The organism is Mycobacteroides sp. LB1 (assembly GCF_013449725.1).
GTDB lineage: Bacteria > Actinomycetota > Actinomycetes > Mycobacteriales > Mycobacteriaceae > Mycobacterium.
On the sequence record NZ_JACCFF010000002.1, the window covers coordinates 588,196 to 596,539 of the forward strand.

The 8,344-nt window shown below is 64.8% G+C and carries 5 protein-coding genes; all 5 read left to right on the plus strand.

What is annotated here, in order from left to right; all coding sequences use genetic code 11:
• Nucleotides 1-381: 381 nt before the first annotated feature.
• Nucleotides 382-2,229, plus strand: a complete 1,848-nt coding sequence (gene eccA / locus MLB1_RS13615) for a type VII secretion AAA-ATPase EccA (protein ID WP_180750317.1) — start codon at nucleotides 382-384, stop codon at nucleotides 2,227-2,229.
• Entirely contained in the window at nucleotides 2,226-3,764 is a 1,539-nt protein-coding gene (gene eccB, locus MLB1_RS13620; protein WP_180750318.1) for a type VII secretion protein EccB, read from the plus strand. Before eccA ends, eccB begins: the two co-directional genes overlap by 4 nt.
• Nucleotides 3,761-7,801 (plus strand): type VII secretion protein EccCa, encoded by a 4,041-nt coding sequence (eccCa, locus tag MLB1_RS13625; protein ID WP_180750319.1) that lies wholly within the window; start codon nucleotides 3,761-3,763, stop codon nucleotides 7,799-7,801. The genes eccB and eccCa overlap by 4 nt, the downstream gene beginning before the upstream one ends.
• Nucleotides 7,798-8,106: a PE family protein gene (locus MLB1_RS13630; protein WP_180750320.1), complete on the plus strand. Its 309-nt coding sequence runs from the start codon at nucleotides 7,798-7,800 to the stop codon at nucleotides 8,104-8,106. Before eccCa ends, MLB1_RS13630 begins: the two co-directional genes overlap by 4 nt.
• 3 nt (nucleotides 8,107-8,109) lie before the next feature.
• Nucleotides 8,110-8,344 (plus strand): PPE domain-containing protein (locus MLB1_RS13635; RefSeq protein ID WP_180750321.1); only part of this gene is annotated, 235 nt, incomplete at its 3' end.

Below are 8,344 nucleotides of genomic sequence, written 5' to 3' on the forward strand. Positions count from 1 at the left end.
AGGCCGATACCTCTTTTGCCTTAGGCTAGCCTAATTATTGGCCGTCAGATAAGGCTAGGGTTAGCTATCGACAGTTAGGTAAGGGGATGCTAATCTCTTGCCGAGCAAGTATTGGTGACATGGATGAGGACGGTGGATGAGCACTCGGGAGCGAGTCGACCAACTCGGAGCCCCGATTGTGTCGACAGTCACATCACGGCGTTCTGCCGACAAATCCGAACTCCGGCTCACCATCACTACCACGACGGGGAACATCGGCGTGGCCGCGGGCGAGGGGTCGAAGGTTTGCTATCCGCCCTAGGCGGAGGTCTCAGGAACCAATCATGTTCGCGACCCGACTACTCCAATCAGCGGGCGTATCGATCAGGCGAAGGGCTGTAAGTGGATATTCGTGAGCGAGTTGGTCAGCGAGAGCGTGTGACCTCGACGGTGGCTCCGTCGACACGCATTGACCCCGAGCTAGAGAGCCGATTCGCAACCTGCAGCCGGGCCCTGGGTCTGAGTGTCAACGACAGGCGACGGCCCGCAGATTTGCCAGCAGCACGCTACGGCTTTACGTCCCTGTGCCGAACCGCCCAAGATCACTGTGATGTCTGGGTCGGTCTCGCGGCCTCCGGTGGCGCGACCATCGACGTCCTGGAAGCCATCTCGGAGACCGCGGCCACCGCCGGGCACCTGCAGCACGCGGTGAACCTGCAGCCGGGCGATCTCACCTTCACCTATGACACCGGGCTATACCTCGAGTTCCGCGCCAGCGGACCCGAGGACTATCACCTCGCCTATGCCGCAGCACTCGTCGACAAGGGTGAGTACGTCAAGGCCGACGAGCTGATCACTGCCGTGACCGAACGGCGCCCCGGGTGGTTCAACGCCCGCTGGGTCGCGGTCGCGATGCAGAACCGGGCCGAGCGCTGGTCCGATGTCGTCACGCTGCTGACCCCCGTCGTCACCGACGAGTCGTTGGAGCCCACCACGGCGCACGCCGTGCGGATCACCCTGGGCATCGCGCTCGCCAAACTCGGCATGGTCAATCCGGCCCTGTCCTATCTCGAAGACCCAAGTGGCCCAATTGAAGTCGCCGCCACCGATGGAGCGCTCGCGAAGGCGTTGAACCTGCGCCACCATGGTGACGACGAAACCGCTACCGAGGTGCTCCAGGACCTGTACGCGGCCAATCCGGAGAAGGCCGAGATCGAACACGCGCTCACCGATCCGAGCGTGGGTCTGCACACCACGACCGCGGCGCGCATCGCTGCGCGCTCCGATCCCTGGGATCCCGAGACTGAGCCCACCGAAGAGGATTTCATCGATCCTGAGGCCCACGAGCGCAAGGCGATCCTGCTTGCCGAGGCCGAGCAGCAGCTCAGTGAGTTCATCGGTTTGGAGCAGGTCAAGGATCAGGTCTCCAGACTCAAGAGCTCCGTAGCGATGGCATTGCGGCGCCAGGAACGCGGCCTCGCCGTCGGCCACCGCACTCACCACCTGGTGTTCGCGGGCCCTCCCGGTACCGGTAAGACCACCATCGCCCGTGTGGTCGCCAAGATCTACTGCGGCCTGGGACTCCTCAAGCGTGAAAACGTCCGCGAGGTGCACCGTGCCGATCTCATCGGTCAGCACATCGGTGAGACCGAGGCCAAGACCAACGCCGTCATCGACAGCGCGCTCGACGGCGTGCTGTTCCTCGACGAGGCTTACGCATTGGTGTCTACCGGCGCCAAGAACGACTTCGGTCTGGTTGCCATCGACACCCTGCTGGCCCGCATGGAGAACGATCGCGACCGTTTGGTCGTGATCGTCGCGGGGTACCGCGCCGAGCTGGACCATTTCCTCGACACCAACGAAGGTCTGCGCTCCCGTTTCACGCGGTCCATCGAATTCCCTTCGTACGCACCGCCAGAACTCGTCGAGATCGCCGCGGCCATGGCCTCCATGCGAGACAGCAAGTTCGACGAGCGTGCCGCCGCGGAGCTACTCACCGCCTTCTCCACGATGTGTGCCGCAGAGGCTCCCGATACCCGGGGTATCGCACGCCGCAGCATCGACGTCGCCGGTAACGGCCGCTTTGTCCGTAACGTTGTTGAACGGTCCGAGGAGGAACGTGAACACCGCCTCGATAACTCAGGCGCCGAAGAGTTCAGCGATGACGACCTCATGACCGTCACCGTCCAGGACGTGCAGGCATCGGTGGAGGCCATCATCAGCGGCCTCGGCTTGTCGGTCCAGAAATGAGCGACAACAACAACGCGAACCCCGAACGTCGGGCCTTCGCGTCACGCACCCCGGTCAGCGAGAACCCCGAACCGCTGAAGTACCGCCGCGGATTCGTGACCGGACACCAGGTGACCGGATGGCGTTTCGTCATGCGGCGCATCGCATCCGGCGTGGCGCTGCATGACGCACGCATGCTCGTCGATCCACTGCGCTCTCAATCACGGGCATTCGGCATGGGTGCCGTCATCGTGATCACCGGTGTGGTCGGATCTTTCGTCCTCAGCCTGCTTCGGCCCTCCGGTATCGCCGGAACCGATCCGGTGCTAGCCGACCGGTCGACCGCCGCGCTCTACGTACGGGTGGGTGACAACCTGCACCCTGTGCTCAACCTCACCTCGGCCCGCCTCATCGCAGGCAAGGCCGTGAATCCCACGATGGTGAAAAGCACTCAGCTCGATCAGTTTCCACGCGGCAACCTGATCGGCATTCCGGGCGCACCGGAGCGCATGGTGCAGTCCAAGTCGACCGACGCCGCCTGGGCCGTATGCGAATCGGCCGAGAACCGCGCGGTCACCGTCATCGCCGGGCCGTTGGACACCAGCGGTGACAAAGCCACCGATCTCCCCAGCGATCGTGCCGCGGTGGTGTCCACCGATGCAGGTACGTGGCTGCTGTGGGACGGGAAGCGCAGTGCGCTCAACCTCGATGACGTCGCCGTCACGAGTGCTCTCGGATTCGCCGCGCATCCTGCGGTGCGCCCGGTGACGACCAGTCTGCTCAACGCCATTCCCGAAGCTCCCGCACTCGTGGTTCCCGCGATCCCGGGGGCCGGGGCGCCGACCAACTACCCCCTGCCCGTCCAGGCACCCATCGGTTCGGTGCTGGTGAGCTACTCCAGTGACAACAACCCGGTGCACTACGCGGTGCTTGCCGATGGCGTGCAACAGATTTCGCCTGTGATCGCATCGGCGCTGCGCAATGCCAACTCGTTTGGTCTGGAGCAGCCGCCTCGGCTGACGGCCGATCAGATCGCGCATCTGCCGACATCGTCAGCGATCGACACCAGCGTCTTCCCGAGTGCGGCGATCAGGCCGCTGGCAGCCAATGAGGATCCGGTGCTGTGCACGCGGTTCACCAAGACCGCCGATACGACCTCAGAATCATGGTCACTGCTCGCCGGATCGATACTGCCCGTTTCCTCTTCGGTGCACACCGTGCAGCTGATCTCCCCGGTGGCCATCCGAGTTGCCGTCACCCCCGGCATCGGGTACCTGGTACAGCCCGGCGGTCGCGGTGCGTATCAGTGGATCTCCGACACCGGTGTGCGATACGGCATAGACACCGAAGCCGAGGGCGACAAGACCCTCGAGGCGCTCGGCCTGCACAAGCCCGCACTACCCATCCCCTCGTCGATCTTGGATCTGTTCGCCTCCGGACCATCGCTGTCACGCACCGATGCTCTGATCGCGCACGACAGCCTGGCCCCGAATGATCGGCCCGCCATCCGCATCCCGACCGATAATTCATCTGCTCAGGCACAGGAGTCACGTTGAGTCGTCTCATCTTCGAAGCCCATCGGCGAGTAGCGCCTCCGGCGATACCAGATGCCACGGTGACCGTCGAGGCGCCTCCGCAACTGCCACGGGTGGTGCCGCCGTCGTTCCTGCGGCGGGCCATGCCGGTCGTCATCGTGGTTCTGATCGTCGGCATGGTGGTCGCCCTGGTCGCCTCAGGCATCCGGCTCATCTCCCCGCAGACGCTGTTCTTCCCGTTCGTGCTCTTGTTGGCCGCCACCGCATTCATGCGCAATGGCAGCGACAAGGTCCGCACCGAGGAAGTCGACGCGGAACGCGCCGACTATCTGCGGTATATGTCGGTGGTCCGCGAGAATCTGCGCACCCACGCAACCCAGCAGCGTAAGGCGCTGGAATGGTCACACCCGGATCCCGAGGACCTGACCACGGTCCCAGGCACGCGCCGCCAGTGGGAACGCGACCCGGGCGATGGCGACTACCTCGTCGTACGCGCCGGACGCCACGACATTCCGCTGGCCAGTTCCGTGCGAGTGAAGGACATCGCCGACGAGATCGACCTGGAACCAGTCAGCCACAGTGCATTGCGCGGGCTGCTCGACACCCAGCGCACGGTACGCAGCGCCCCGCTCGGCATCGATCTGAACAAGGTTTCGCGCATCACGGTCCTTGGGGATGACGATGTTGCCCGCGCCGCGATCCGCTCGTGGGTGACACAGGCGGTCACCTTCCACGATCCGACGCTGCTGACGGTCGCGATGGCAGGCCCCGATGCCGAGAACGCCGAGTGGTCTTGGCTCAAATGGCTTCCGCACGTGGATATCAGCGGTGAAATCGACGGTGTCGGTGCGGCCCGCTACCTACGCCGCACGGGTGCCGAACTCTTCCAGGCACTGCAACCGGCGCTGGCCGAGCGTCCGACCTTCGGCTCCGATGACGGCGCGCACAAGCATCTGCTGATCGTCCTCGACGACCCGACGTATGACCTGGATGGCGTGAATTCGCCCATCCCGGCTGCCGGCCTGGAGGGCGTCACCGTCATCCAGCGGCTCGGCAATACGGAAGGCTCGGCTGGCCTGCCTAAACTTCCGGATTACCTCAATCCGGAACGCCCTGTGCTGCAGGTCAACCGTAATGGCGTGAGCGCACGCATCACCCGCTGGAACGGCAACGATTGGCAGCCATACGTCGATGAGGCCGATCAGCTCACAGTCGGAACGGCGTCGCATACCTCCCGTCGGCTCTCCCGCTGGGATTCCAATCCGACCCACCCAGGGCTGCGATCGTCCGCCACCGGCGGTGCGACGTTCACGTCGCTGCTCGGAATCGAGAACGCGTCCCAGCTGGACGTCCCCGCTCTGTGGTCGCCGCGTTCGCGTGACGAGGAGCTCCGGGTGCCCATCGGCGTAACCACCTCCGGCGAACCGCTGATGTTCGATCTTAAGGACGAGGCTGAGGGCGGTATGGGTCCGCACGGTCTGATGATCGGTATGACGGGCTCCGGCAAGTCTCAGACTCTGATGTCGATCCTGTTGGCGCTCTTGACGACTCACTCAGCCGATCGCCTCATCGTGATCTACGCCGACTTCAAGGGTGAGGCGGGTGCCGATATCTTCCGCGATTTCCCGCAGGTCGTCGCCGTCATCTCCAACATGGCCGAAAAGCGTTCGCTGGCTGAGCGTTTCGCCGACACATTGCGTGGAGAGGTAGCCCGCCGCGAGAACTTGCTCAAGCAGGCCGGTCGCGACGTGCAGGGCAGCGCCTTCAACTCGGTCCGTGAGTACGAGGAGGCGATCGCCGCCGGACACGATCTGCCGCCGATCCCCACGCTGTTCGTGGTGGCCGACGAATTCACGCTCATGCTCCAGGACCACCCGGAGTACGCCGAGCTGTTCGACTACGTCGCACGCAAGGGCCGCTCGTTCCGCATCCACATCCTGTTCGCGTCGCAGACCCTGGACGTCGGCAAGATCAAGGATATCGACAAGAACACCTCGTACCGCATCGGTCTGAAGGTGGCCAGCCCCAGCTCATCCCGACAGATCATCGGGACCGAGGACGCGTATCACATCGAATCGGGCAAGGACTACAAGGGCGTTGGGTTCCTGGTGCCCGCACCCGGTGCGGTGCCGATCAAGTTCCGCAGCACCTATGTCGACGGCGTGTACGAACCCCCGTCGACAACCACCACCGTGGAGATCCGAGCCACCCCGCAGCCCAAACAGTTTACCGCGCTACCGGTGGCCGCAGATCCCACCACGGTGATCGTCAAGGGCAACACCGACCAACCACGGCAGCCTGCGCGCAAACTGGTCTCGACCGTCGGCGACCAGCTTGCCAAGGTGGGGCCGCGGGCGCCGGAGCTCTGGCTGCCACCACTAGACACCGCGATCCCGTTGGCCGATGTACTGAACCAGACCGGGATTCCGGCACGGCAGCTGCGCTGGCCGCTCGGCGAGATCGACAAGCCGTTCCAGATGCGCCGCGATCCACTGGTCTTCGATGCGACCTCGGCGGCCGGGAACGTGATCATTCACGGCGGCCCGAAATCCGGGAAGTCGACTGCGCTGCAGACATTCATCCTGTCGGCTGCGGCGCTGCACGCCCCCCGCGACGCCACGTTCTACTGCATCGACTACGGCGGCGGACAACTGCACGCACTCGAAGGACTGGCGCATGTCGGCAGTGTCGCCAGCGCGTTGGAACCAGAACGCATCCGGCGTACCTTCGGTGAGCTGGAGCAGCTCCTGGCGTACCGCCAGCGCCTGTTCCGCGACCGTGGCATCGCCTCGGTGAGCCAACTGCGCGCCCTGCGAGACAGCGATCGCACGCTCGATGACGGTTACGGCGAGACGTTCCTGGTCGTGGACAACCTGTATGCGTTCAGCCGCGATAACACCGACCAGTTCAATACCCGAAACCCGTTGTTGGCCAGGCTCACCGAGCTGGCCAACGCCGGACTGTCGTACGGCATTCATGTCGTGATCACGACGCCGAACTGGATCGAGGTGCCGCTGGCGATGCGCGATGCTCTCGGACTGCGCCTCGAACTCAAGCTGCATGACTCAGCGGACAGCAACGTGCGGGTACCGGGTGCACTGCGCCGCCCCGCCGAAAGTGTTCCGCACGATCAGCCGGGTCGCGGCCTGACCATGCAGGCCGAGCACTTCCTGTTCGCCTCCTCGGACTCGAAGACCGTCGAATCGGTCAATGCCAACTACCCCGGGTCCAAGGCTCCTGCCGTCCGACTACTGCCGGCAGATCTGGCACCGAACGCCATCGGCCCGCTGTACCCGGGGCTCGAGCAGGTCGTCATCGGCCAGCGCGAGCAGGATCTGGCACCCGTGGCACTCGACTTCGCTCACAACCCGCTCCTGATGGTGTTGGGCGATACCGGGTCTGGCAAGACGACTCTGCTGCGGCACGTCATCCGTACCGTCCGCGAGCACTCGGCGCCCGACCAGGTGGCGTTCACGGTTCTGGACCGGCGGCTGCATCTCGTCGACGAACCGCTGTTCCCGGATAATGAGTACACCCCCAATATCGACCGGATTACCCCGGCGATGCTGGGCCTCGGCGCACTGCTGGAAAAGCGTCGGCCGCCCGCCGGGCTGTCTCCGGAGGAACTGCACAACTGGGTGTCACGCGGTGTGACAGGACAGCGGCATTATCTGATCATCGACGATGTCGACCAAATCCCCGACGCACCGGCTGTCAGCGGCCCGTACATCGGGCAGCGGCCGTGGAATCCGATCGTCGGCCTGCTCGCCGAGGCACGCGAGCTCGGCCTGCGAGTGATCATCACCGCACGGGCTACCGGCTCGGGTCACATCCTGATGACCAACCCCATGTTGCGTCGCTTCCACGAGCTCCAGGCCAACACCCTGATGCTCAGCGGCAGCCCGCAGGACGGCGGCCGGATTCGTGGGCATCGTTTCGAGCGTCTGCCCGCGGGTCGCGGAGTTCTGTTGTCCGAAAACGATGTCCCCACATATGTACAGACCGTCAATCCACTCGTCATTGAGCATGCTGCTCAGGGAAGGGAGTACCCACGATGAATCTCAATGTAGTTCCGGAAGGCCTGCTCGCCACCAGTGCCGCGGTTGAGGCGCTCACCGCGCGTTTGGCCGCGGCTCACGCGGCGGCCGCTCCGGTGATCGGTGCCGTGGTGCCGCCTGCTGCCGATCCGGTGTCCTTGGAGACCGCCGCGGGCTTCAGTGCGCGTGGAATCGAGCACACCGGTGTGGCCGCCCTGGCCGTTGAGGAGCTGGGCCGTGCTGGTCTGGGTGTCTCGGAGTCTGCCGCCAGTTACACCACCGGCGATATGCAGGGCGCTGCGACATACATGATTGCCCGGGGCTAGCTCTTGACCGCCCCCATCTGGATCGCTTCTCCCCCGGAGGTCCACTCGGCGCTGCTGAGCGCCGGACCCGGGCCGGGGGCACTCCTCGCTGCGGCCGCGCAGTGGCAGGCGCTCTCGACGCAGTACGCCACGGCGGCAACGGAGTTGACCCAGCTGCTCGCTGCCACCACTGCCGGACCCTGGCAGGGGCCCAGCGCCACCCAGTATGTCGCCAGCCACACGCCATACCTGGCCTGGC

Excerpts from the sequence above, each read along its gene's own strand:
- eccB (WP_180750318.1), top strand. The coding sequence starts at position 2,226 with ATGAGCGACAACAACAACGCGAACCCCGAACGTCGGGCCTTCGCGTCA.
- MLB1_RS13630 (WP_180750320.1), top strand. The coding sequence starts at position 7,798 with ATGAATCTCAATGTAGTTCCGGAAGGCCTGCTCGCCACCAGTGCCGCG.